23 protein-coding genes are annotated in these 24,131 nt (G+C 40.9%); 17 read left to right on the top strand and 6 right to left on the bottom strand.

Going from position 1 to position 24,131, the window contains the following annotated elements:
- The first annotated feature begins 14 nt into the window (after positions 1 to 14).
- On the top strand, positions 15 to 2,102 hold the full coding sequence (fusA, locus tag WJM94_RS15095; RefSeq protein WP_444495018.1) for an elongation factor G: 2,088 nt from the start codon (positions 15 to 17) through the stop codon (positions 2,100 to 2,102).
- An 87-nt stretch (positions 2,103 to 2,189) separates the two neighbouring features.
- Here fusA and WJM94_RS15090 read toward each other — a convergent pair whose 3' ends face one another.
- Complete coding sequence (locus WJM94_RS15090) at positions 2,190 to 3,116, bottom strand: LysR substrate-binding domain-containing protein (RefSeq protein WP_444495017.1); 927 nt, start codon at positions 3,114 to 3,116, stop codon at positions 2,190 to 2,192.
- Between the two features lie 84 nt (positions 3,117 to 3,200).
- Here WJM94_RS15090 and WJM94_RS15085 point away from each other — a divergent pair, with 84 nt between their 5' ends.
- Positions 3,201 to 3,422 (top strand): DUF1127 domain-containing protein, encoded by a 222-nt coding sequence (locus WJM94_RS15085; protein ID WP_444495016.1) that lies wholly within the window; start codon positions 3,201 to 3,203, stop codon positions 3,420 to 3,422.
- Positions 3,423 to 3,476: 54 nt separating this feature from the next.
- Here the strand turns inward: WJM94_RS15085 and WJM94_RS15080 are convergent, their stop codons facing one another.
- Positions 3,477 to 5,168: an AMP-binding protein gene (locus WJM94_RS15080; protein WP_444495115.1), complete on the bottom strand. Its 1,692-nt coding sequence runs from the start codon at positions 5,166 to 5,168 to the stop codon at positions 3,477 to 3,479.
- Between the two features lie 148 nt (positions 5,169 to 5,316).
- Complete coding sequence (locus tag WJM94_RS15075) at positions 5,317 to 6,042, bottom strand: helix-turn-helix domain-containing protein (RefSeq protein ID WP_444495015.1); 726 nt, start codon at positions 6,040 to 6,042, stop codon at positions 5,317 to 5,319.
- A gap of 407 nt (positions 6,043 to 6,449) precedes the next feature.
- Here WJM94_RS15075 and WJM94_RS15070 point away from each other — a divergent pair, with 407 nt between their 5' ends.
- The 14 genes from WJM94_RS15070 to WJM94_RS15005 all read left to right on the top strand — a co-directional run bounded on the left by WJM94_RS15070 (position 6,450) and on the right by WJM94_RS15005 (position 19,025).
- On the top strand, positions 6,450 to 6,617 hold the full coding sequence (locus tag WJM94_RS15070; RefSeq protein WP_444495014.1) for a Flp family type IVb pilin: 168 nt from the start codon (positions 6,450 to 6,452) through the stop codon (positions 6,615 to 6,617).
- Between the two features lie 21 nt (positions 6,618 to 6,638).
- Positions 6,639 to 7,124, top strand: a complete 486-nt coding sequence (locus WJM94_RS15065; RefSeq protein ID WP_444495013.1) for an A24 family peptidase — start codon at positions 6,639 to 6,641, stop codon at positions 7,122 to 7,124.
- Positions 7,125 to 7,226: 102 nt separating this feature from the next.
- Positions 7,227 to 8,534: an AAA family ATPase gene (locus WJM94_RS15060; protein ID WP_444495012.1), complete on the top strand. Its 1,308-nt coding sequence runs from the start codon at positions 7,227 to 7,229 to the stop codon at positions 8,532 to 8,534.
- Between the two features lie 15 nt (positions 8,535 to 8,549).
- Positions 8,550 to 9,299: a Flp pilus assembly protein CpaB gene (cpaB, locus tag WJM94_RS15055; protein ID WP_444495011.1), complete on the top strand. Its 750-nt coding sequence runs from the start codon at positions 8,550 to 8,552 to the stop codon at positions 9,297 to 9,299.
- 7 nt (positions 9,300 to 9,306) lie between these two features.
- A complete protein-coding gene (locus WJM94_RS15050) occupies positions 9,307 to 10,779 on the top strand; it encodes a type II and III secretion system protein family protein (RefSeq protein ID WP_444495010.1) in 1,473 nt (490 codons plus the stop codon).
- Positions 10,780 to 10,791: 12 nt separating this feature from the next.
- On the top strand, positions 10,792 to 11,016 hold the full coding sequence (locus WJM94_RS15045) for a hypothetical protein (protein ID WP_444495009.1): 225 nt from the start codon (positions 10,792 to 10,794) through the stop codon (positions 11,014 to 11,016).
- Between the two features lie 26 nt (positions 11,017 to 11,042).
- Positions 11,043 to 12,371, top strand: a complete 1,329-nt coding sequence (locus tag WJM94_RS15040; protein WP_444495008.1) for a Tad domain-containing protein — start codon at positions 11,043 to 11,045, stop codon at positions 12,369 to 12,371.
- A gap of 1 nt (position 12,372) precedes the next feature.
- Positions 12,373 to 12,840 (top strand): TadE/TadG family type IV pilus assembly protein, encoded by a 468-nt coding sequence (locus WJM94_RS15035; RefSeq protein ID WP_444495007.1) that lies wholly within the window; start codon positions 12,373 to 12,375, stop codon positions 12,838 to 12,840.
- The gene (locus tag WJM94_RS15030; protein ID WP_444495006.1) at positions 12,837 to 13,367 is read left to right on the top strand and encodes a TadE/TadG family type IV pilus assembly protein; all 531 of its coding nucleotides are present in this window, start codon (positions 12,837 to 12,839) and stop codon (positions 13,365 to 13,367) included. Before WJM94_RS15035 ends, WJM94_RS15030 begins: the two co-directional genes overlap by 4 nt.
- A gap of 2 nt (positions 13,368 to 13,369) precedes the next feature.
- Complete coding sequence (locus tag WJM94_RS15025; RefSeq protein ID WP_444495005.1) at positions 13,370 to 14,593, top strand: AAA family ATPase; 1,224 nt, start codon at positions 13,370 to 13,372, stop codon at positions 14,591 to 14,593.
- 12 nt (positions 14,594 to 14,605) lie between these two features.
- Positions 14,606 to 16,045, top strand: a complete 1,440-nt coding sequence (locus WJM94_RS15020; RefSeq protein WP_444495004.1) for a CpaF family protein — start codon at positions 14,606 to 14,608, stop codon at positions 16,043 to 16,045.
- A gap of 8 nt (positions 16,046 to 16,053) precedes the next feature.
- Complete coding sequence (locus WJM94_RS15015) at positions 16,054 to 17,022, top strand: type II secretion system F family protein (protein WP_444495003.1); 969 nt, start codon at positions 16,054 to 16,056, stop codon at positions 17,020 to 17,022.
- A 5-nt stretch (positions 17,023 to 17,027) separates the two neighbouring features.
- Positions 17,028 to 17,987 (top strand): type II secretion system F family protein, encoded by a 960-nt coding sequence (locus WJM94_RS15010; protein ID WP_444495002.1) that lies wholly within the window; start codon positions 17,028 to 17,030, stop codon positions 17,985 to 17,987.
- 21 nt (positions 17,988 to 18,008) lie between these two features.
- On the top strand, positions 18,009 to 19,025 hold the full coding sequence (locus WJM94_RS15005; protein ID WP_444495001.1) for a tetratricopeptide repeat protein: 1,017 nt from the start codon (positions 18,009 to 18,011) through the stop codon (positions 19,023 to 19,025).
- Positions 19,026 to 19,125: 100 nt separating this feature from the next.
- Here the strand turns inward: WJM94_RS15005 and WJM94_RS15000 are convergent, their stop codons facing one another.
- Complete coding sequence (locus WJM94_RS15000; protein WP_444495000.1) at positions 19,126 to 19,833, bottom strand: O-antigen ligase family protein; 708 nt, start codon at positions 19,831 to 19,833, stop codon at positions 19,126 to 19,128.
- 752 nt (positions 19,834 to 20,585) lie between these two features.
- Complete coding sequence (gene chrA, locus WJM94_RS14995) at positions 20,586 to 21,713, bottom strand: chromate efflux transporter (protein WP_444494999.1); 1,128 nt, start codon at positions 21,711 to 21,713, stop codon at positions 20,586 to 20,588.
- 110 nt (positions 21,714 to 21,823) lie between these two features.
- Between chrA and WJM94_RS14990 the strand changes: the two genes are divergently transcribed.
- On the top strand, positions 21,824 to 22,744 hold the full coding sequence (locus WJM94_RS14990; protein WP_444494998.1) for a LysR family transcriptional regulator: 921 nt from the start codon (positions 21,824 to 21,826) through the stop codon (positions 22,742 to 22,744).
- A 29-nt stretch (positions 22,745 to 22,773) separates the two neighbouring features.
- Here WJM94_RS14990 and ebgR read toward each other — a convergent pair whose 3' ends face one another.
- Positions 22,774 to 23,766, bottom strand: a complete 993-nt coding sequence (gene ebgR / locus WJM94_RS14985; RefSeq protein WP_444494997.1) for a transcriptional regulator EbgR — start codon at positions 23,764 to 23,766, stop codon at positions 22,774 to 22,776.
- Positions 23,767 to 24,131: the final 365 nt, after the last annotated feature.

The following is a 24,131-nucleotide window of genomic DNA, read 5'->3' as shown; positions in this document are numbered from 1 at the left end:
AACAGAGTAAGACAATGGCAGATTTATCGAAATACAGAAACATTGGTATTTTCGCGCACGTTGACGCGGGTAAAACCACTACCACTGAGCGTATTCTTAAGCTTACTGGTAAAATCCATAAAACAGGTGAGGTTCACGATGGTGAATCTACTACTGACTTCATGGAACAGGAAGCAGAGCGCGGTATTACTATCCAATCAGCTGCGGTAACTTGTGAGTGGAAAAAACACCGACTAAACGTTATCGATACTCCTGGACACGTTGACTTTACAGTAGAAGTATACCGTTCACTGAAAGTTCTAGATGGCGGTATCGGTGTATTCTGTGGTTCTGGCGGTGTTGAACCTCAATCAGAAACTAACTGGCGTTACGCTAACGAATCAGAAGTTGCACGTATCATCTTCGTAAACAAACTAGACCGTATGGGTGCTGATTTCTTCAACGTTGTTGAACAAGTTAAGAACGTACTGGCAGCTAACCCATTGGTTATGACTCTGCCTATCGGTCGTGAAGATGACTTCGTTGGTGTTGTAGACGTACTGAACCGTCAAGCATACGTATGGGATGACTCTGGTCTTCCAGAAAACTACGAAATTCAAGACGTTCCTGCAGACATGGTTGACGACGTTGAAGAATATCGTGAACTTATGATCGAATCTGCTGTAGAACAAGACGACGAGCTAATGATGGCTTACATGGATGGTGAAGAACCAACTGTTGAGCAAATCAAAGCATGTATCCGTAAAGGTACTCGTGATCTAGCGTTCTTCCCAACATTCTGTGGTTCTGCGTTCAAAAACAAAGGTATGCAACTTGTTCTTGACGCGGTAGTAGATTACCTACCAGCTCCAACAGAAGTTGAACCACAAGACCTGACTGATCCACAAACTGGTGAACCAACAGGTGAAAAAGCGGTAGTTGACGCAGATCAACCACTGAAAGCGCTAGCATTCAAGATCATGGATGACCGTTTCGGTGCTCTAACTTTCATCCGTATCTATTCTGGCCGCATGAAGAAAGGTGATACCATTCTTAACTCTGCGACTGGTAAAACTGAACGTATCGGCCGTATGGTTGAGATGCAAGCAAACGACCGCACTGAGATCACTGAAGCGCAAGCTGGTGACATCATCGCAGTTGTTGGTATGAAGAACGTTCAAACTGGTCACACTCTATGTGATCCTAAGCACGAATGTACTCTAGAACCAATGATCTTCCCAGAGCCAGTAATCTCTATCGCTGTTGCTCCAAAAGATAAAGGTTCAACTGAGAAAATGGGTATCGCGATCGGTAAAATGGTTGCAGAAGATCCATCATTCCAGGTTGAGACTGATGAAGACTCAGGCGAAACTATCCTGAAAGGTATGGGTGAACTTCACCTAGATATCAAAGTAGATATCCTAAAACGTACTTACGGTGTTGAGCTAGAAGTAGGTGCTCCTCAGGTTGCTTACCGTGAAACTATCACTAAAGCAATCGAAGACAGCTACACGCACAAGAAACAGTCTGGTGGTTCTGGTCAGTTTGGTAAGATCGATTACCGTATCAAACCAGGTGAGCCAAACTCAGGTTTCACATTCAAGTCAACAGTTGTTGGTGGTAACGTTCCTAAGGAATTCTGGCCAGCAGTTGAGAAAGGTTTTGCTGGCATGATGCAAACTGGTGTGCTTGCAGGCTTCCCGACTCTTGACGTTGAAGTTGAACTATTCGACGGTGGCTTCCACGCAGTTGACTCATCTGCAATCGCATTTGAAATCGCAGCGAAAGGCGCATTCCGTCAGTCTATGCCTAAAGCAGGCGCGCAACTTCTTGAGCCAATCATGAAAGTTGACGTGTTCACTCCAGACGATCACGTTGGTGACGTAATCGGTGACCTTAACCGTCGTCGTGGTATGATCAAAGACCAACAAGCTGGTGCAACTGGCGTACGTATTAAAGCAGACGTTCCTCTATCAGAAATGTTCGGCTACATCGGTACTCTACGTACAATGACTTCTGGTCGTGGTCAGTTCTCTATGGAGTTCGCACACTACGCACCATGTCCAAGCAACGTTGCTGATCAAGTAATCGCTGACGTTAAAGAGCGTAACGCTAAGAAGTAATTCTTAAGTTAACTCTATGATTTGAAGCCCTGCCTAGTGCAGGGCTTTTTATTTGTTACTAGTCTAACCACCCCTATCCAGTTGAAGTCAGTCTGTTAGCGGTAGAGTTTTAAAATCTCGAGTGACGGATTTTTCAAAGCTATTTATCTCTTCCTTTAACCACTTTGCAAATAGCTGTGCTTTAGGCCGTTGCAGATAACCTTTTGGGGCACATAGGTAATAGGCAAATTTAGGTCTTATGGCGATATCGCCTATCCGGACTAACTTACCTGTTCGAAAATATTGGTACGCTAAACTGTGTTTAACCAGTGCTACCCCCTGTAGTGATAGGGCTGCCTCCAGAACAAGGTGAGAGCCACTGTATTTTAGCGCCGGTTTAGCAGCATGCTGTCCAAGCTTCCTAAGCCACATATTCCAATCAAGATCAGGCCATAAGTCTTCAATTAGTTCAGCTTTACTTAGGTCTTCTATTTTATATATACCGTGTTGTTGCTGATAAACCGGATGACAGGCTGGATAGAAGGCTTCGTCCATCAACCATTGTGACTCTAAATTTGGGTATTTTCCTAATCCGTAGCGGACACATAAATCTATTTGGCTATCCTGAAATGAAACCAGCTCATTAGTCGGTTCCAGTAGTAGCGAAATATCAGGATGGCGCTGCCGAAAAGCAGTGATCTTGGGAACCAGCCAATGGTGAGCAAATGACGGGAGTGTTGAGATAGAGAGTTGGTTCGGGTTGGGATCTTGGGTTATCAGGCGAACGCCTTGCTGCAAGTGGTTAAATCCTCTTTCGGCTTGAGTAAATAGTCGCTCTCCTTCTGGCGTCAGGACGATCTTTCTATGTTGACGCACAAATAAATCTGCGCCCAAAAATTCTTCCAACTGGCGGATCTGTTGGCTAATCGCTGCGGGGGTTACATACAGATACTCGGCGGCAGTCTTAAAACTTCCTTCTCGTGCTGCGATGAAAAAGTAGTACAAGCCCTGTAATGGCGGCATACGATCTTTCACATTAGTTTTCCTTAACTCAATGGCAGATTCTATCGTTTGAGAATATCATGGTAGTCACTGATTATTAAGTGGTCAATATGGAATATGGAGCCGGATATGGGAAACGTTACGCAAGCATGCAAACAAGTTAAGTCTTCAAGGCTACAGACGCTGAGTCAGTTAATTATATCTAAACTAATTTTTTGGAATCGGAATTATAAAACGCGTCGCCACTTAAGAGATTTACCAGAGCACCTTTGGGATGATATCGGTATAGATAAGAAAGAGGTTCTTAGTGAGGTAAGAAAACCATTTTGGAGAGCGTAGATTGGTACTGCAATAATGCGCACTCCTCAATGCTTGCTGAGGAGTGCTTATTAATTATAGGTCTTCTTCCCAGAGTACCAATTGACCTTTTGGCCAGTTATGGCCTAGTTCATGGTATTTCTGTTCAAGTACGTGTCGCTTGATTTTGAGAGTTGGAGTGAGCACTCCATTCTCAATATTCCAAGGCTCTTTGATCATTAGCACGCCTTTAATTTGTTCATGGGATGCCAATTCTTGGTTCATTCGATCAATGATTTTGCGTGTGGAACGCTCGTAACGCTCTTTGTCGAAGTGGGGGAAGTTATGTGGAACAACCAAAAGAATGGGACCAGGTAAGCCTAAACCAATCAGGCACATCATCTCTATTCGGCTGTATTCGAATAGTTTCTTTTCAATAGGCACTGGAGATACAAATTTACCTTTTGCAGTTTTAAAAGTGTCTTTTTTACGGCCTTGGATGGTCAGGTATCCATCGTAATCTATCGCACCAATATCGCCGGTGTGCAGCCACCCCTCTGAGTCGAAGGACTCCTGTGTAGCGATATCGTTTTTGTAGTAGCCAGAGAATAACCCCTTACTTCTCACCATAATTTCACTGTCATTCGCGATTTTAAGCTCAATGCCAGGTCCAGCATTACCAACCGTGCCTATTTTGTCTGCTCGGAAAGGATAATTAATCGTGCTGTAAGCAAAAGATTCTGTCATCCCCCAGGCCTCAGTGATATTAAGTCCCACGCTGTGGTACCACTCTAACAAAGCGGGTGACACAGGTGCAGAACCACAACCTAGCACCCGAGCTTGATCTAACCCAAGCCCAACGGCGAATTTCTTCTTAATCAGAGAGTTAACGAATGGTATCTTGAGGAGAATGTTCAGAGTCTTTTGCGGTAACTTGTCTTGGATGCGTTGTTGGAATAATGTCCATAATCTTGGCACCGAGATGAACAGAGTTGGACGCTGCATTTTTACATCTTCAATAAAGGTATCGAGAGATTCAGGAAAAGCGGTTTGAACGCCTCCGATGATTGAAGAACCAAAAATGTACACGCGCTCGGTGATGTGTGCCAATGGCAAGTAGGAAAAGAGCCTATCGTTTGGTTGGATACCGATATGGTTAATCAGTTGTTGAACCGACCAGCTGAACGCGCCGTAGGTTAGCATTGCGCCTTTTGGCAAACCTGAAGTCCCGGATGTATAAACCAAAGACATGAGCTTATCGTCGTAATGAACTGGACGCTCTTCACTCGGCATTTCTTCTGCTATTAGTTGAATATATTGATGCTGACATACAGGCGCTGTGTTATAAGGCAGCGCAATACTGATCAGGTCACTCATCTCATTAATGACTTGTTGAGTGGCTTTGGAGTCATCCAATTTACCCGCAATGAGCGCTTTACTTTCACTGTGCGTGATGCAGTATTCAATCGTGTCTGCTCCAGCGGTAGGGAATATGGGGACGCTTACGTAATCCCCCAGCATTAATGCAAGATCACAGATAAACCATTCCGCACAGTTTTTCGATATCAATGCGACTTTATCGCCGGGTTGAACACCTAGATTGCGCAATGCACTTACAAGTCTTAAGGCTTGATCGGCCACTTCGGCATAAGTGTATTCAACAAACTTTCTATTGATGATTTGCTTTAAGTAAACTTCGTCTGGACGCTCCTCTGCCCACTTAAGAATCATTTCATTTGGCGGAGGGAGAGCGCATCCTGCAGTAGTATTGATGTTCGGCTGATGCATCATAAGTGACTCCATGTCTTCTCGTTGTATTTATAGTTGTTAATATATTGTTAACCTTAGCATGTTGATTAACGACACGAGAAAGCATTTTGACCAAATATGTGGGTAAGTTAGCGTTAATTAAGACCAGAACCGATGTTTTTAGAACTTAAAACTGTTGCCGATAGCTAGCGGGAGAAAGACCAGTTTTTTTCTTAAAAATGCGAGAAAAATAAGAGACATCGTGATAGCCACATTTGTAAGCAATATAGGCAATCTTCATTGAATGATCTTCGGTAAGCATCTTTTTTGCTAAAGAAATACGTTTAGCTGTCACGTAGTCACGAAAGCACATGCCAACATGTCTACGAAATACTTTCGAAAAATAGGTTGGAGAATAGTGGCAAAGTGCTGCAGCTTCTTCTTCACGTATATCTGTGTGAGCATTATTCGCGATATAGTCGACGACTTCCGCAAAGTTTGATTTGCCTTTCCTCGGATACGTTTTGTTCGTGAGTCGCGTGGAGCCTTCCAAGTTCCGGTTAAAGAAGTACTTTAACTTGATTTGAGAAAGCCAGTGAGGGAGGTAGTTGTCGTTTAATGAATAGTATTCAGAAGTGATATGCTCTGGTGGTAAGCCACCATCGACGGTGTTGGGATGTACGACAATTAACTTCTTGTCCAGATTTTCACATAAAGTCACGGCACCTTTTAATGAACCGTTTTGATTACCGGTCACATAGTAAAAAAAATGATCGAAGTCTTTATCACTGATGATGGAAATATCATTGCCGTGATCAACTAACTCAAAATACTGAGCAAACACCCAGCGAAATTGCTCAGGCAGAGATTGTAACGGTTCACCTATCCAGTGCGCTTTGGCTAGCCTTTCCATATAACATCCATTTAACTCATACTTAGAAAGTGTGGGTAAGTTATGTAATCAGCCAAATCTCATCCTAGAGTATTAAGACTAATTATTCTAAATATCGATTTTTGATAAAAACAATCATTGCTTAGTTTGATTATTCGGAAAATTATGGATTAAAAATAATCACTTAAATGTGACATCGCTCCCAAATTTCACTGCTATTGGTCTCATACATGAAACTTTTAACTCTCAATAAACAAAAAGGCAAAAAAGTCCTAATTAAAGATAAGAAAGTCCTAACGACCTAACACTTTTCTAACCTAAATTCACTTCGAAGCATCTTGATTACGGATGTTTCCACAGGGGTTAAAAATCAAATTCAGTAAAGTAATAAAGATCTTTTTTGAGATGGATCTTTAGGGGGCAAAAAAATGGACAAATTCACACAAGTATTGAAAGACTTTTGGAATGATGAAGAAGGTCTTACTCTTCTAGAATATATTCTTGGCGCGGCTCTGATTGTGGGTGCACTACTTAACTTAGGATTTTGGAAAAATTTGGCTGCTACCTTCGCTACAGTTGAAAGTAAGATCAGTTAAAGGAAATTATATAACTTAAATATGAGTTTAGTTATTTGGTCAATTTTGATCATGATCGGTGTCTCTGATGCTCAGAGGCACCGAATCCCTAACAAGTTTGTCGGATTACTTTTGATAGCGATTGCGTTTGATTTATATACGCACCAAGAAAGTATTGTTTGGTGGATTCATATCAAAGGATTATTGATAACCTTAGCCATTGGTTTCGGCTTATATTTAGCTCGTGCCATGGCCGGAGGAGACGTAAAGCTTCTAACTGTATTGGGGCTATGGTTAGGTGCAGAAACTATGTGGTCAGTGACACCTTTTATCATTGTTGCTGGTGGAGTAATAGGGATTTTTTATTTAGCGTTATATTTTGCATCTTCGAGTTATTCTATTGTTGAGCATGTGAGAGCTTATGCGTTGCAAAAAATTACTCCTGGTTGGAAAAGCAAACAGACGCTAGTCATCCCGTTTGCTCCGGCAATAGTGATTGGTTTGGCTTACTATTTTTACACTCATTAAGTTATATGTACTCAGACCGTTAGGTTTCGGCCACAGAGATTTGTTAGGTTTGGCAGGGAATGACCAGACATAACCGTGCCAACATCAGGAGGGCACACACCCATGTCTACAATACCTAAAGTCAATTTAGTGCCACAAATTCCACCGCCGCCAACGCCAACATCAGAGGATGGTTTAGGTGTACCGTCTGCGGTCATTGAGCATTTACTGCTTAAGCACCTTTCTGCGTACCCAAAATCCAACCTAGTTGATCTATCTTCGCGAATGTGCGTGGTATCAACCGTTATAGAAAATGCATTAGCGCATCTTCGTGCTCGTAGTTGGGTTGAGGTGTATCAACCTTTAAATTCGACCAGTTCCTACTCTAACGTTCGTTACGGCTTAACTGAATTAGGCATGGCAGAAGCTGAATTAGCTTTTCGTAGGGAGGCTTATATTGGCCCGGTCCCCGTCTCACTGGATCAGTATTGGGACGTTGTTCAGCGTCAAAATTTACGTAACCAACCTATTGCTCGAGCGGATGTTGAGCGTGCACTTGATGACGTTTATGGCGCAGAGCGTTTAATACCGGTTTTAGGCCCAGCAATCAATTCTGGTCGAGCATTGTTGCTGTATGGACATGCCGGCACCGGTAAAAGCTATGTCGCTGCACGGGTGTTAAATGCATTAAATACATCGGTGTTTATCCCTCACGCGGTATACGCAGATGGAAATATCATCAAAGTGTTTTCGGAGCATCACCATAAGCGAGTCGACAATTCATACAGCCAGACGTTTGTCAAACTGGATGAACACTATGACAAACGTTGGGTACTATGTGAAAGACCAAATATTCAGGTTGGTGGTGAATTGACCATGGACATGCTGGAGGTTAACCACACCGAGCACAACCGTGTCTGGAATGCACCACTGCAAATGATGGCTAATAATGGCATTTTTGTTATTGATGATTTAGGTCGTCAATCTATGCCTGTTGCCGCTGTGCTCAATCGCTGGATTGTTCCGATGGAATATTTCGTTGATCACCTTGGTCTGCCAAATGGACAACAGATATCGGTACCGTTTCTGCTGACACTGGCGTTTTCGTCCAACCTTCCGCCAAGTTCGATTGCGGATCCGGCTTTTTTGAGACGACTTGGCTACAAGATTGAATTTAATCCTCTAGAGTTAGAAGAGTACTGTCAATTATGGATGGAACTGGCTAATACCTATCAGCTTGTTTTGAAAGATGGTTTTTTTGATCGATTAAAACAACTGCATGATGAGACTGGAACTGGGTACTTTCCTTGTTTACCAAAAGATATGTTAGGTATTAGTCGAGATATTTTGAAGTTTGAGGAAATAGGGGAGCAGGTGTCAACCGAAATTCTGACACGTGCATGGGGGCTCTATTTCACCGTTGATGAATAAAAATGAGGGGATGTCATGAGCAAGACACAAGTTGCCATGTTGCTGTTATTATCAATCGCCTTTGGTTTAGGTGCGGTGATGATTGCAAAACAATGGTTAGATAATCAAACACAGCCCACAGTAGAGCTAGAAGAAGTAGAGCGACACCCGGTACTTGTGGCTGCAATGGAAATAGAACCTGGCGTTATTATTGAAGATAAGCATTTGAAAACAAGGTTAATGGAAGTCGATTGGATTGATGAAACAACGCTAACGGAGCCTTCTCAGGCGGTTGGTAAAGTGGCTTCGAACTCTATATATGAGGGAGAGTTGGTCAATCCTAATCGCATCGCGGTACTTGGTGAAGGGGTAACATTAGCAGCCATGATTCCGGAAGATAAACGTGCTCTTACCATTCGAGTTAATGATGTTATTGGCGTTGCCGGCTTTCTATTGCCTGGCAACAAAGTCGATGTTCTCAATACCAGAGGGAAGGATGGTGGTGCAACAACCAGTACCGTTTTGAAGAATATTAAAGTGTTGGCGGTGGATCAGACAGCAAGAACAAAAGATAACAAGCCTGTGATTGTACGAGCAGTTACCTTAGAAGTTTCACCCAAAGAAGCAGAAAAACTGCTAACAGAAAATAGTAAAGGCAGTATTCAGTTAGCATTAAGAAATCCTCTTACCGTTGATAAAGTGCCACCGAAAAGAACCTACACACCACGACCAAGTGTGACTGTGATTAAAGGCTCTCAAACTTCCAATGTACGCGTGAGCAATTAGGTGAATTATGAAAAGAACAATACTAATTTTAAGCCACTTAATTATGGTATTAGCTAGTGTAACGGTTTATGCCGCGGCACAATCGGGACGGGTGGTGAGTGTGCCTCACCACCAGTCTACACAGTTGATGATTTCAGGTAATGCCAAAAAGGTGACTTTAGGTGACCCAACGGTTTTGGATATTTTGGTACTGAGATCGAACGAGCTTTACTTGATTGGTAAAAAACTAGGAACAACCAACGTATCGGTCTGGGATCGCAGTGGGAGAATAATAGAATCCTTTAACGTCGAAGTGACGCACGACCTTAATACGCTGAAGTCTAAGCTTCATCAATTTTTGCCGGACGAGAATATCGAAGTTCACAGTACTCAAGACAAAATAGTATTAAGGGGCTTGGTTAGTAGCCAACAAAATATGGATGTCGCGGTTAAAGTCGCGGAAACGTTTGCAGCAGGTAAACCAGCTGACGAAAGCGACGACGACAATGAAGAGGATGATAGTTCCGTCATTAACTTGTTGTCAATTGGTGGTGCGCAGCAAGTGACCCTTGAAGTGACGGTAGCCGAAGTTCAGCGCTCATTAGTTCGTACCTTTGATTCAAATTTTCATTTTTTCCAACAAAGTGGTGATATTACCTGGGGAGCGACAACAATAGGTAGTGCGATTGATGATATTGGACCGATACTGGGTGGTAATGCTGGTGTCAATGAGTTTGGCTTTTTAGGTTCTTTTATCGACAGTAACACGTTGTTTACGTTTGCCCTTGATATCGCTAAACAAAATGGTGTTGCGAAGGTTTTGGCTGAACCTAGTTTAACGGCACTGAGTGGTACAAAGGCTGAGTTTGTTGCTGGTGGTGAGTTCCCGATACCTGTTCCGAACGAAGATGGTATCACCATAGAATATAAAGAATATGGCGTAACATTAGATTTTATCCCCTATATTCTTAGTGATAAGAAAATTAATTTAAAACTCAATGTCAGTGTGAGTGAGTTGGCGACATCTGGCGTAGTGACCTATAGCGTTGGGGATACCAATGCAGCTTATTACATACCTCCTCTTACTACGCGTAGCGCAGGCAGCACTTTAGAGCTTGCAGACGGGCAAACGATGGGGATCGCGGGACTGCTCAGCGAAAATGCTCGTAACACCAATGACGGTTTACCTGGAGTGTCAGACTTACCGATATTAGGGCGTCTATTTAAAAGTGAACAATTTACCTCAGGAGAGACTGAGTTGGTTATTCTAGTTACTCCTCGTTTAGCGAAACCGATAGATAGACGCAAGATCACACTACCAACAGATGGTTTTGTTAGTCCTAACGACGTTGAATTCTATTTACTTGGCAAAGGAGCTAGCTTGGACTTCGATAAATATCGACTAGACAATGCTTCTAATACAGTAAATGAGACCCAATCAGAGTATCAATTTACCACGGGTGAAGGCGGTACTGATGGACAGTTTGGGCATAGTTTATAGAGGGAGAGTAACATGAAAAACATAATAAGATTAACGGTTTGTTTTTTTACTCTTGTCTTGACTGGTTGCGCCAACGACCCTGAATTAGGTGTGGCTTTGAGCCAATTGCAAGCAGAACAGACACTTAATCCGAATGCATGGTATGAAAATGTAGACTATCTGCCTGAGGGTAGTGGTGAACGTACACAAACCAGCTTGGAAGTGTATAACAATAACGGTGTGGCTAAGAAAAAGTAAGTGATAGCATCACTTAGGAGGCGGCTATGAGGTTCGGAAAATCAATAGCAACAAAGCGCTCTCAGCAAGGGATTACTTTAGTACTGATTAGCTTAATTATGCTGATATTAATCGGCATGGGTGCCTTTGCGATGGACTTAAATCATAAGGTTCTGAATAAAGCGCGTTTACAAAACGCGGTGGACTCAGCCGCTTTAGCATCGGCTATGGTAGCTGATGATGTAGAAGAAATTGATTTGGCAGCTTCTCTAGCGGAGGCTGCTGCTATAAATACCTTGAATAGCTTTGCTTCTTCTAGTGGTAATCACGAATTGGCCACAGAGGCAGCTGGGATGGCTGGGACCATTTCCATCACTTTTTCCAATACTAAAGAAAAAGGTACATTTGTTACTGCTGATAAATTTGTACCAGACTCTGACGGAGATGGTGATTACGATATTTATGTTCGGGTTGCTGTCAGTAATATCAATTTAACCCAATACCTGAGTTACATATTTGGGGGTGATAAGGATGTATCCGCTAGCGCTGTTGCTGGGCCTAGTGCTGCAATTGCCGGAACTTGCAATATTTCTCCTATTGGGATGTGTGCTGACCCTGATACTACGAAGAGTGCTTGGGGGTATATTCCAAGTGATAACCCTGATTATAACTCTAAAGAGGATAGAGATTCGGACACTATATATGTACTTAAGCCATCGAACCATGACGAGAGCGGAATTGGTGCTGGGAATTATCGTTTATTAGACTTTGGTGAGGGTAAAAATACTGTTAGGGATTTATTAGCTGGTGACACTGAGGAATGTATAAAAGTAGGCGATAGCGTTGATACTGAAACTGGTAAAGCTACAGGACCTGTTGCACAAGGATTAAATACTCGATTTGACAAGGCTGGTGGTACTACTGATTCAGGAGAAGATATTAAGCCAGATAAGTATTTGGAAGAATCCAATGTTACCTATGATAACTATAAAACTGAGTACGAAAATGATACTTCAAATGCTTTTTACTATAAAGATTATCTTGATGCCTTATACTTCTGCGAAAATGATGGTGCATGCGATGACCAATATTATGTGGAAGATGGCTTGAAAGATAGAAGGGTTTTAAGCGTTCCGATCGTTGATTGTGATGAGCTTCCAAAAGAAGATGGTAAAATGTCTTTAACAGTTAAGGGTATAGGATGCTTTTTTATAACGCAGCAAGTAAAACAGAAGGGCAACGAATCGGAAATATTTGGTCAGTTTCTTGAAGATTGTACTGTAAAAAATGCTTCGACCGGGATAGATCCAAGTACATCTAATGTCGGACCTCACAAAATTCAACTGTACAAAGACCCGCATAGCGGAGAGTCTTAAGATGAGAATGTGTAACCAGAACTCTCTTTTTCAGAGGGATAAGAACAGTCAAGCTGGACTAGCTGCCCTAGAGTTTATTATTTGTTTGCCAGTGTTACTTATGCTAGCCGTATTGCTGATTGATGTTAGTAGAGCATTTATTCAATACACCGAGATTAATAAAGCGCTGCAAAATGGAGCCCGATACGCAGTAGTTGATACCTACGGGGATCTTGATTCAGGTAGTATTGCCGAGCCTGGGACAATAAAAAATATGGTGGTTTATGGTAGTCCCATACCAACCGATACCCCGGTATTGAAATTTATAGATGAGACAGATGTTATGATCACTCTGCCTACCGACGAATCAAAAGAGGTCACAATATCAGTCAATTATAACTATGAGCCTATCTTCAGTGGTCTACCGTTTACTGATAAATCTTTGTCTTTCACTATCGACGCATCTAGCAAAATGAGGACTTCACCATGAAAAGATGGATAGTAAGACAGAAAGGGGTAACTCAAGTCGAATTCGTGTTGATTGCGTTGGCTGTACTACTGGTCATTTTCTCAATTATAGAATTTGCGCTCTACTTTTACTCAATACAGATGGCAAATGAATTAACGAGAAGAGCTGCTCGCCTTGCTACAGTATGCTATATAGCCGATAAAAATGAGATTCCAAAACTTTCTTCCCTTGAAGGGTTATATCCTCCTGGATTTTCGGATGGTGATCTAACAATCAGTTACCTTGATAAAGATGGTAAAGATGTAGATGTTTCAGACTTTATGAAGTTACCACCTTTAAGTGCAGAGGTGTTAAATCCAACATTTGCTAAAATTCGTTTTGTTAAGGCTGAAGCGGATTATACCTTTAAGTTTTTGGTTTTAGCTTTATTAATAGATGCCGTTGGCGCCAGTCCCAAGTTTCAGACTATTCTACCTGCTGAAAGCTTAGGTATTTTGAGGCCTGAGTCTGAATCTGGCTTTGAAGTTATAGATGACTGTGGGGAGTAATTATGTTGAAACCAGTAGAATTAAATAAAGAAATAAAAACAAGCAGCATCCATTCCCTAAAGACCAATATCAATATTTGGGTGATTTATGCAACCTCTGAGTTCAAAAGCAATATGGAAGCAGAGTTGTCTAAGTGTGTAAATATTAACATCGAGTGGTTGGATTTAAATAAGATTGCGGTCACCACCTTGGGTGAACGACGCGTACCAGATGTCATTTATATTGAAGCAGGAAGCAGTTGGGCGCAAAAAATATCACATATTTATTCCAATGAAGGTAACTTGCAACGGAACCAGACAGCATTGGTAGTTTTTGGTGATGAGCATGACACCACATCACTTAAATTAGCGTTAAAATTAGGGGCATCTGACTACCTGCATCGCGAAGTCGATTTCTATGAGTTGTTGCCACTTTTAGAGGATATCGCAAACGAAAAATCTTCGAGTAGTGAGCTCGGTGAATTGTCGTTATTTATTAATACAAAAGGTGGTTCCGGTGCAACAACTGTAGCACTCAATACAGCTATAGCATTATCTGAATATTCAAAAGGTAAAGTACTGCTTATTGATCTGGGTATGCAATTTAGTGATGCTGCGGATTATCTAAATAGTAAACCTAAATACACTATTAATGATGTTGTGGATACGATGAACGACCTTGATGAATTATCATTGGAAGGCTTGGTTTACAAACATTCTTCAGGTGTTAACTATTTGTGTTTTAGTTCTGACAATATAAAAGATAATTATGATCGCGCAACAAAGGTCAGCGCTTTAATTCCTTTATTACGTCAATTCTATCAACATATTATTGTCGATATGTCTAATGGAGTTGAGCATGTGTTTCAACACATTGTCGCTCCAGCTTCCTATGTGTACCTTGTTATGCAGCAAAATGTGACTTCAATTAAACATGCCGCAAATTATTTAAAATCACTGCAACTCGACTATGGTTTAACCAGTGGGCAGGTAAGGTTGGTTATTAATCGTTACGAAAAGAAAACATCAATTACTATTAAAGACATAGAACAAACATTTCCAAACCAAGACATTCTTTTAGTACCCAACAATTTTTCTATAGCAATGGAATGTTCAAATTTGGGCAAACCAATTGTGCAATCAAAGAAAAACAGTGCCATTAAATCTTCACTTATTGACATCTCACATCAACTGGAAGAGCCAGCAGATAAGCAAACGCAAAGTTGGTTAGGCAAATTATTTTCTTAGCAGGGAGTCGCTATGTTTTTTAAAAGGAAAAATGTCGGCAGTAACTTTTCAGAGGCTGAATTGTTGAATACGAAATCTGAAGCTAACGCGGAACCTGTTTCGAAGCCGAGAAGTAGTAGTGTTGCTAACTCTTCAGCGATTGAAGAAAAAGTCCGTAAGATGGAAGCGGAAAGAAAACAGTTAGAACATGATCAAACTATAAAACACTACTACCACAGTAAGTTACTGGATACGTTAGATTTAGGTTTATTATCGCACCTTCAGGAAGACAGAGCGAAAGAAGAATTACGAGAAGCGGTCGTACATCTAATAGCAGAAGACCAGACTCATCCATTGAGTTCGGAAGCGCGTAATCGGATGATTCGCCAGATTGAAGATGAAATTTTTGGTTTAGGGCCGCTTGAGCCGTTACTGGCCGATTCTACCGTTTCCGATATTTTGGTTAATGGTCCTAAAAGTATTTTTGTAGAACGGTTCGGTAAACTGGAAAAAACACCGCATACGTTTCTTGATGACCGCCACCTACGTAGCATTATTGACCGAATCGTTAGCCAAGTAGGTCGACGGATTGACGAGTCTTCTCCTATGGTCGATGCCCGGCTTAAAGACGGTTCTCGTTTTAATGCAATCATCCCACCTCTTGCTATTGATGGTGCATCTGTATCTATCCGTCGCTTTGCTGTCGAACGGCTTAATATGGATAACTTATTGCACCTTAACTCGCTGTCGGAGGAGATGGCTAAGTTTCTGAATGCGGCTGTGGTTGGTGAGCTCAATATTCTAATTTCTGGTGGTACGGGCTCAGGTAAAACCACTACCTTGAATATTTTGTCCGGTTTTATTCCGTCTGATCAACGTATCGTTACCATCGAAGACTCAGCTGAGTTACAACTGCAACAACCTCATGTGGTTAGACTCGAAACTCGACCTGCAAATATCGAGGGTAAGGGTGAAATTTCTCAGCGTGAGTTAGTTAAGAACTCCCTACGTATGAGACCCGATCGTATCGTTGTAGGTGAGGTCAGGGGGAGTGAAGCGGTAGACATGCTATCAGCAATGAATACCGGCCATGACGGTTCACTGGCTACTATACACGCGAACACCCCCCGAGATGCATTAAGCCGTGTTGAAAATATGTTCTCTATGGCTGGCTGGAATGTATCGACGAAAAACCTTCGCTCTCAAATTGCTTCAGCGATCAATCTGGTTGTTCAGATGGACAGGCAAGAGGACGGTAAACGTCGTATGGTCAGTATTCAAGAGATTAATGGCATGGAAGGTGAAGTAATCACCATGTCGGAGATCTTTAAGTTTCAAAGGCAAGGTGTGGATGAAGATGGCAATGTGATTGGTGATTACATTGCGACAGGAATTGTTCCTGATTGTCATGATCAACTTATTAAACGTGGCTTGGACCTTCCATTTGAGATATTTAATGAGAAAGTTCGCTAGGAGGTATTATGAGCGGTCAATTACCACTGTTTTTACTATTGTTGTTTTTGTCAGTATTTTTTATCAGCCAAGCCTTGATCATGCCTTCTGCGGGGAAGAAGGTAAAGCACCGACACTTAATACAGCGTATTAAAGAGAGCCATAAGCACATTGATAAGGAGAGTATTTCTTTATTAAAAGAAAACTCCCTTAAGAACCTTTCTGGTGTTGAACGCTTTTTAGTTCAGTTTTCTTTGTTTGAAATTTTTAAAAAGAAACTAGAACTAGCTGGTATTGATATGACATTTGGTAAGTTCTTATTTTTGTCTCTTATCGTAGGTGTCATCACTGGCTTAATGCTTCTATTGTTTGGTCAGCCATGGTACATGGCTGTTGGAGTCTCCATTGCTATCTGGTTTGTTGTGTACTTTATAATTCAAAAACGAATTGGTGACCGATTGATGAAATTTGAAGAACAACTACCAGAGGCGCTCGATATTATCAAACGTGTTCTTCAGGCAGGGCAACCAATTAACCAGGCATTTGGTGAAGTTGGAAGTGAAATGCCGGCACCGATTGGTCCTGAGTTTAAAAATACCTTCAGTTTACTCAATTACGGTTATGATATGCGTTTAGCTATTATGCAAATGAGTGAGCGTGTACCAACTGTGTCAATGATGGCATTTTCAAGCGCTGTATTATTACAAAAAGAAACTGGCGGGAACTTAATTGAAAATATAGAGAAGTTATCTAAGGTTTTAAGGGATAGGTTTAAACTTGCCAGGAAAATTAAGACTGTTTCTGCCGAATCAAGGATGTCTGCTTGGGTTTTAGTCTTGGCGCCTTTCGGTATGTATATAATTATATCAGTATCAGATCCCGAGTATATTGCTATCCTACACAATCATCCAACAGGCATAAAATTGATAATAGGGGGGATGGTTTCTTTGTTCTTAGGTGCAATGTGGATTCGTAAGATTGTTAACTTTGAGGTGTAATTATTATGGACGTAATAAACAACTTTCTTGCGAGTTTCAATATAAGTCAAGACATGCTTTTTATGTTGTTTGTTTTGGTAACAACCATACTTTTGGTTATGAGCGTTGGTTATATTCTGATAGGGTTTAACTCTCCAGTAAAGCGAAAGCTCTCAGAAATTTCAACAGGAGATAAGATACCACTTTCATCTCGGAACGAAAAAGTGATGAATACGTTGGAATCATTAGCGCCTTTGACTGCAAGTGGTAATGAAAAAGATCGTCAGACCAATAGAATGCTACTAATGCATGCAGGTTTTCATCAGAAAAATGCGCTATCACTTTTCTATTCGATTAAATCTCTGACAACAATAATAGGAATATTAGTTGCTCTCGGGCTTTACTTATCATTACCTAAAACTAATAACCTTTATTTTTATATGTCTGCTTGTGTTTTCGTAGGTTTAGTAATACCAGATTTTTTGTTAAAAAGAATAGTAAAGAAGCGCCAAAACCGTATTCGGGCAGGGGTGGCGGATATGTTGGATTTGCTGGTGGTCTGTACTGAATCGGGGCTTGGTTTTAATGCTTCTTTACGTCGCGTTGCGGATGAAATGGTGATATCTCACCCTGAGCTTGCTGACGAAATTGACACCGTATGTATGAAAATACAAGCGGGTAAGTCAATGCCGGATAGTTTAAGAGAATTTGTTGTGCGGACTGGATTAGAAGAGTTTATGGGCCTAATAAGTATGCTTAGTCATGCATCACGAGTTGGTGGAAGCTTAGTTGATTCATTACGAGAATATACCGAAGACTATCGCGATAAGAGACAGCAAGCCGCAGAAGAAATCGCCGCAAAAATTCCAGTAAAAATGATGTTTCCAATGGTACTGTTTATTTGGCCTTGCTTTTTTATCGTTGCGATAGGGCCATCATTGATTCAGCTCTCAGAAGCATTTTCAAACAGTAATGTCTTACAGTAATTATAATTAGGATAACTATATATGTGGAAAACATACTTAGCTACTTGCATTTTAATACTTGTTACAGGGTGCGCAAACAACGAGGCAAGGCAGACCACTTTTGATAAAAGTTTATACTCGGGAAAGCCCGTTGAGTCGTTAACTAACGATGAACCGCCAACTAATGAGGCAGAGGCAATCACTCGGGGTGATACTGCATTAACAAGCAATAATACTGATCTTGCATTGTATGAATATATACGCTCCCTCACATTTGAAGATGGAGTTCATAAGGACAAGACGTTATACACTATTGGCCGAATTCATGAGACTCGTGGAGATTTTGAGTTAGCTGATAGGGCTTATCGTGCTTCACTATCTGAGAATTCTAATCATATTGGTTCATTAGAAGAGTTGGGCAAACTTTATACGAAACAAGGACGTAAGGATTTAGGACAAAGCTATTACTTACGAGCTCTTAATGCTGACCAATTACGACTTGGTGGGCAGGGAGATATAACGGTGAATAACATTTCTAGCGAACATATCCTATCGCTAAGATATGATGAGAAATCACCCGTTAATGCTTATGTTGGTTTGGGCGTTCTGTATGATATCAATAACAAGCACGAAATAGCTCAAGCATTTTTACGTAAAGCACTAGATATCAAACCTTATAACGAGAGTGCGCTAGTGAGTCTCGGGTATTCATATTACATGGTCGAAGACTATGCTAAAGCTACTCACTTTACTAATGCGGCTTTGGGTATAAATAGCAACAGTGAAAAGGCGATCAATAATTTAGGTTTAATTGCGATAGCTAAAGGTGAACCGAGAAAAGCCTTGAGTATTTTTGGGCGTCATATGTCTCCATCAGAAGCTCTGAACAGTGTTGGTTATTTCCTGATATTGAGAGGGGAGCCAGGAGAAGCGATTCCTTATCTACAGGAAGCGATTGATCAAAGTCCATCTTACTATGCCAAAGCGAATGACAATTTAGAGCGTGCACTTGAACTGGTACGGTCTGAAAGAGATACATCTAAAGTACTATTACAGTGATAAACTTTTCTCGTTTTTTGGGGATTTAGAGAAAGAAAAGAGTACTAAAGAAAAAGTAGTGCTCTTTTTCATATTTAGATCATGTTTCTGCTAAAAGAAATTAATCATCTTTGTCTTTATTGTCTTTATTAACTGTGAAATAACGATTCCTAGTTACAAATCTGTATGGTGTAGAGAGAATAAATGCACTTACTATACATAGAATAAAAAATGATGGGGAGTAGTAAAGTGTACCTGAAATGAGACCATTGGATAAAATTCCAACAAAAATAACAATGGAAATTAGGTTTTTTATTCTTAATTTACTTTTAACGTTAGAATATCCAGTGATGATGGTGAAAATAATGAAAGATAAAAATAATAATGTTCCTATTGCCCCAAAATCAAATAACCACTGAACAATAAAATTATGAGGATGACGGAAAATAGTTTCTGAATTTAAGAGGAAGCTTTCTGCACCATAACCAAAGAATGGTTTTTCTTTTATAAACTCCCAGCTTAATCTCCAAAGTTCTATTCTATTTGTTGATATCGCATTGATATCTTGACTATAATATTTTCTCGTTTCTAAAAGTCTATTTAACCCATTCCAAGAGTAGATGTTTAAAGGGGTGGATACAATAACTGATACGATAATTAAAAATACTAGTCTTAAAAGTCTTTTTATTTTTAATTGATGATGCTTATACATGATGGCCAAAGAAACTATTAATCCTATTAAGTACGATAGAATAGCACCTCGTCCTCCTAACCAAATTAGCAGCGATATACTTGTTATTGTACATACAAGGAATAGTATGTTGTTCATTTTTTTACCCATCAAAATTTTCAATGATAGGTATAAAGTGCTAACAATTACGATGTGCCCTAAGTGTCTTATATTACTTGACGTTATAATTCTCAGACCTTCATTATAATCAATGTCGGTTAAGTTAAAGTTGATATCAATAAATATCAATATAACAGCTATCAGAATGGCGTGGGGAAGGTAATCAAATGGAAGCTTATCATTAAGGGTAAAATACTTAGCTAGACTTAATATAAAGATCATGTGTGAAACCACAACTAAGTATCTAAAAAATGACACTATTGTTTCGGCACTCCAACCAATTCTACTAACAAGAATAAGGTTAGATATGGTTATCGATGCAATGTATAAAGATGTGAAAATATAGAGTGGTTTGAATGAAGTATAAGGTTCATTATCTTTAATGTTATAGATTAGCCATATTATTGATAGTTGAAAGCAGAGAACTACAATTTCGCCAATAAATGGTAAGTAGAAATGCATGAAGGGGGTAAGGAAGATGGCTAGTTTTAGCCTGTTATCTACTTGGGATAAAATCGAACTAACGTCTGCCTTAACTACCATTCCTAGTTACCATTTTTTATGAATTTATAGAATCCTTATTTCCAAGTTTATGTATATATTATGGTTTTTCTAGTTATTTTGTCATAAAAATGGTTTTTATTTAGTATCTGTGTTCCATGTCAATATTATGTCATCGTTTTTTGAGTTAAGAAGTATTAACCGTCAAATCTACAAATATCCTTCTAAGGTTAAAAGATAGAAGCCCCAACAAAAAACACTATCATCCACAGTATCGAAAGGTTCAGCGTCTTGAGCAAATAGAAGCCTGTAATAACCAAGGTAATATCTACCGGTGTAACTACTGCACTGGTAAATACCGGTTGGTAAAGTGCTGCGAGTAGCAGGCCAACTACTGAAGCGTTGACGCCACTGATTGCTCCCGATACCGATGGCTTACCTGCCAGAACCTGCCAGTTCTTAAGAACTCCGAGTAGTAGAAGGAATCCTGGTAAGAAAATGCCTAAGGTTGCGACTAGCGCGCCAAGGATTGGTGTGTCAGATAACTCATAACCAATATACGTTGCGAACGTAAACATCGGGCCCGGTACAGCTTGTGCTGCGGCGTAGCCCGTTAGAAATGCATCTGAACTCAAATGGTCGCCAACGATATTTTGCAGTAGCGGTAGCACGACATGGCCACCACCGAACACCAAACTTCCTGCTTGGAAGAAGTCGTTGAACAAACCTAGCATTGGCATGGTGTGGGCAATAAAAGGTAATCCGAATAGCAAGACGGCAAAAATTACCAGCGGTGTTAAGGTTGGGGTGAATGGTTCTGCTGGTATAGCAGACTCTTTCTTCAGATATCGTAGTCCAAGCACTCCAGCGATGATTAAAACAAGCATCTGAGTCTGGATACCCGGTGCAAGTAACAGTGATATCGCAGTAGCGACGCATAATCCTGCCGTGAGTTTTGTCTGGCAAAAGTTTTTGTACATTCCCCACGTGGCGTCAGCAACGACAACAACAGCTAGCAGTTTCAATCCGTGTACGATGTTTTGAAATAGAACCGTATCGGTTACCTGGCTACTCACCATCGCTAATGTGAGCATGATGAGTACTGATGGCAGCGTAAAGCCAAGAAATGCGGCGCATGCACCACTCAAGCCTCCACGCTTGTAACCCAGTGCAAAACCTACCTGACTAGAGCCCGGCCCGGGTAAAAATTGGCTCAATGCGACGATTTGAGCGTATTCACTGTCATCTAACCATTTTAGTTTTTCCACGAAAGTCTGGCGGAAATAGCCAATGTGGGCGGCAGGTCCACCAAAGCTGAACCAGCCCAGCCAAAAGAAAGTTTTGAAGATGGCAAACATGTTGAGCCTGTTTATCTGATTTGAATTGTTGATAATTTATCTGCTGTTATAGAATGACTCAAATTGATAGTGTTGATTTAATTTATGAATGAAATGGGATTGGCAGTGAAGTGAAAGACGAAATCCAGTGGCGCAACATAGACTTAAATTTATTGGTGACTTTTTCTTATCTTTATCGCTATCGAAGCGTGAGTATAGCCGCGGAAAATAGCTTCGTCAGCCAATCAGCCATGAGCCATAGTTTGTCGCGTTTAAGACTGCTTTTTGATGATCCGTTGTTCGAGCGCAAAGGACACAAAATGGATCCAACGGAGCATGCTCATAAAATTGCTCCGACTGTTCATCACTTGTTGGACTCTATTGCTAAAGATTTGCTGACTAAATCGACATTTGAACCAGAAAACTATTCGGGCGTGTGTCGAATTGGTTTAACGGACTACGCTGAATTCATCTTCGCACCATTGCTCTATGATGAAATTCACCACAGATCTCCAGAAGCACAAATCAGCTTTATCAATGTCGATCGAAGTAACTACATAGTGCGTACTGAACAGGATAAGCTGGATCTTGTCATTGGCAGTATGCCGGTACTGGACGACAACTTTGACAGCTTGTATTTGTATACCGAGAAGCATGTTTGTTTGTGTGACAAACAAGTGTTGAAAGGGGAAGAACAATTATCTCTGGAAGCGTTCGCCGGCATCGAACAAGCCTTGGTCAGCCCTGATGGGAGCTTAAAGACACAAGTAGACCAAAAGCTTGCCGAGTATGGTTTGAGCCGCAAGGTAACGGTGGCGTCACGAAACTTTCTCACTATCCGTCATCTTCTTAAGCATCGAGATTTAATTGCGATTGTGCCGGAAAAAATGGCGCTGGCAGAAGGCTTTTCTGATGGTCTTGTTACGATGACTCCACCAGTTCCTGTTGCGGACTTTGATATTTCGATGCTGTGGCACACTAGTCGTGCAAACGATGAAAAAGGCATCTGGCTCAGAAAAGTGGTGGCAGAATCGATCAATTCCCTAAGATAAGCTCTTGTCTGAAATAGTGGTGAAAACGTTTACCCTGAATTGGTAGTGTCACGTAACTTTAGTTCGCTTGGGACATAGACTTGAAGCGGTAATTTACGATCATCGCGATATTTTTCCACCAGTAAGTTAACACCTTGCACTCCCATCATTTCCGAGTAAATTCGGACGGTTGATAGCGGTGGAAAAGTGAAACGAGCGGTTGGAATATCATTCATGCTGATAAGTGCAATATCTTCCGGAATGGCTAAACCGGACTCATGGATAGCTCGAAGAACGCCAATCGCAATGGTGTCTGAGGCAATAAATAGTGCTTTTGGATAGTCTTCTTGGGCCAGCATTTTTTTCGCCAAGTCATATCCGGATTGGCTTGAGAAGTCACCACAATAAATATCAGCTTCAGTGATCATACCCTTCAGGCGCGCGTATTCCACGAAGGTATTTCTACGAATATCAGAGGTTGTGGTCTGGCTCTGTGTGCCTATAAATCCAATTTTATCGTATCCCTGAGAGGCAAATAGGTCGACTACCTGTTTGCTTATTCTTACCAGATCGGCATTGACACAATCGTAAGGACTTTCTTCATCTGCCATATCTATGCGGCAAATAAAGTTTGCCAAGCGTTTCGGCAGTTTAGCTATAATTCTCTGGTTAATATCTCCAACTAAAAGGATGCCGGTGATTTTTTGCGTGTCTATATCAATTTCACTGTTATAACAGTTGGTTAGTGCAATGCCCAGTTTGTCACATTGGGTTTGAATACCGTGTCTAATTGACAAGTAGTAAGGGTCATTCACTTCAACTTCTTGTTTGTAGCTATAGAGCGCTAAAAAATGATGCCGTTGTTTGGTTTCGTTGGCCAAAGTTTTCGATCTTTTGCTGCGATACTCAAGCCTCTCAGCTATTTCCGCAATGCGATGCTTTGTTTCTGGTTTCACATTCAACGTCGGATCATCATTGAGTACACGCGATACAGTTGCAAGTGATACGCCTGCTTCGTTCGCAATGTCTTTTAATTTCGCCATGTACTAATTCCGTAGGCTTAATATCAATCGTAGTAAATAACTGGTCATTCTAGCTTGTTAAAATACTCGATAACTGCGTTACCTTTTTCGTTAACAAAGAAGTTTGATTGTAGAATGACTACTTATCGAAAAATTCTGCCTTGTTCTCAAGCATTTTTCCTGTGCTATTTCTGAACACTTACTTACTGTGATTGGTATAACGCGCTGTTTTAGAGAGAAAGTAATAATCTCTCTATTGTAAACAGGTAGTTATGGCGGCACAAATCTTTGGCGAAACCTTTCGATGAATGATTACCTTGATGACGTCAGTATCGCGAGTATCACTTCTAATGTTTCAGACACTCCATTCTATCGATAAAAATGCT

This window comes from Vibrio sp. YIC-376, assembly GCF_052353105.1.
Classification (GTDB): Bacteria; Pseudomonadota; Gammaproteobacteria; order Enterobacterales; family Vibrionaceae; genus Vibrio.
This window is presented reverse-complemented; position numbering and strand designations above follow the sequence as displayed.

Bases quoted from the DNA above. Each gene is read 5' to 3' on its own strand.
- WJM94_RS15000 (WP_444495000.1), bottom strand. From the start codon at position 19,833: ATGAACAACATACTATTCCTTGTATGTACAATAACAAGTATATCGCTG.
- WJM94_RS15045 (WP_444495009.1), top strand. From the start codon at position 10,792: ATGAAAAACATAATAAGATTAACGGTTTGTTTTTTTACTCTTGTCTTG.
- WJM94_RS15010 (WP_444495002.1), top strand. From the start codon at position 17,028: ATGGACGTAATAAACAACTTTCTTGCGAGTTTCAATATAAGTCAAGAC.
- cpaB (WP_444495011.1), top strand. From the start codon at position 8,550: ATGAGCAAGACACAAGTTGCCATGTTGCTGTTATTATCAATCGCCTTT.
- WJM94_RS15070 (WP_444495014.1), top strand. From the start codon at position 6,450: ATGGACAAATTCACACAAGTATTGAAAGACTTTTGGAATGATGAAGAA.
- WJM94_RS15015 (WP_444495003.1), top strand. From the start codon at position 16,054: ATGAGCGGTCAATTACCACTGTTTTTACTATTGTTGTTTTTGTCAGTA.
- WJM94_RS15025 (WP_444495005.1), top strand. From the start codon at position 13,370: ATGTTGAAACCAGTAGAATTAAATAAAGAAATAAAAACAAGCAGCATC.
- WJM94_RS15005 (WP_444495001.1), top strand. From the start codon at position 18,009: ATGTGGAAAACATACTTAGCTACTTGCATTTTAATACTTGTTACAGGG.
- WJM94_RS15020 (WP_444495004.1), top strand. From the start codon at position 14,606: ATGTTTTTTAAAAGGAAAAATGTCGGCAGTAACTTTTCAGAGGCTGAA.
- WJM94_RS15040 (WP_444495008.1), top strand. From the start codon at position 11,043: ATGAGGTTCGGAAAATCAATAGCAACAAAGCGCTCTCAGCAAGGGATT.
- WJM94_RS15075 (WP_444495015.1), bottom strand. From the start codon at position 6,042: ATGGAAAGGCTAGCCAAAGCGCACTGGATAGGTGAACCGTTACAATCT.
- chrA (WP_444494999.1), bottom strand. From the start codon at position 21,713: ATGTTTGCCATCTTCAAAACTTTCTTTTGGCTGGGCTGGTTCAGCTTT.
- WJM94_RS15060 (WP_444495012.1), top strand. From the start codon at position 7,227: ATGTCTACAATACCTAAAGTCAATTTAGTGCCACAAATTCCACCGCCG.
- WJM94_RS15085 (WP_444495016.1), top strand. From the start codon at position 3,201: ATGGAGCCGGATATGGGAAACGTTACGCAAGCATGCAAACAAGTTAAG.
- ebgR (WP_444494997.1), bottom strand. From the start codon at position 23,766: ATGGCGAAATTAAAAGACATTGCGAACGAAGCAGGCGTATCACTTGCA.
- WJM94_RS15080 (WP_444495115.1), bottom strand. From the start codon at position 5,168: ATGCATCAGCCGAACATCAATACTACTGCAGGATGCGCTCTCCCTCCG.
- fusA (WP_444495018.1), top strand. From the start codon at position 15: ATGGCAGATTTATCGAAATACAGAAACATTGGTATTTTCGCGCACGTT.
- WJM94_RS15050 (WP_444495010.1), top strand. From the start codon at position 9,307: ATGAAAAGAACAATACTAATTTTAAGCCACTTAATTATGGTATTAGCT.
- WJM94_RS15030 (WP_444495006.1), top strand. From the start codon at position 12,837: ATGAAAAGATGGATAGTAAGACAGAAAGGGGTAACTCAAGTCGAATTC.
- WJM94_RS15035 (WP_444495007.1), top strand. From the start codon at position 12,373: ATGAGAATGTGTAACCAGAACTCTCTTTTTCAGAGGGATAAGAACAGT.
- WJM94_RS15065 (WP_444495013.1), top strand. From the start codon at position 6,639: ATGAGTTTAGTTATTTGGTCAATTTTGATCATGATCGGTGTCTCTGAT.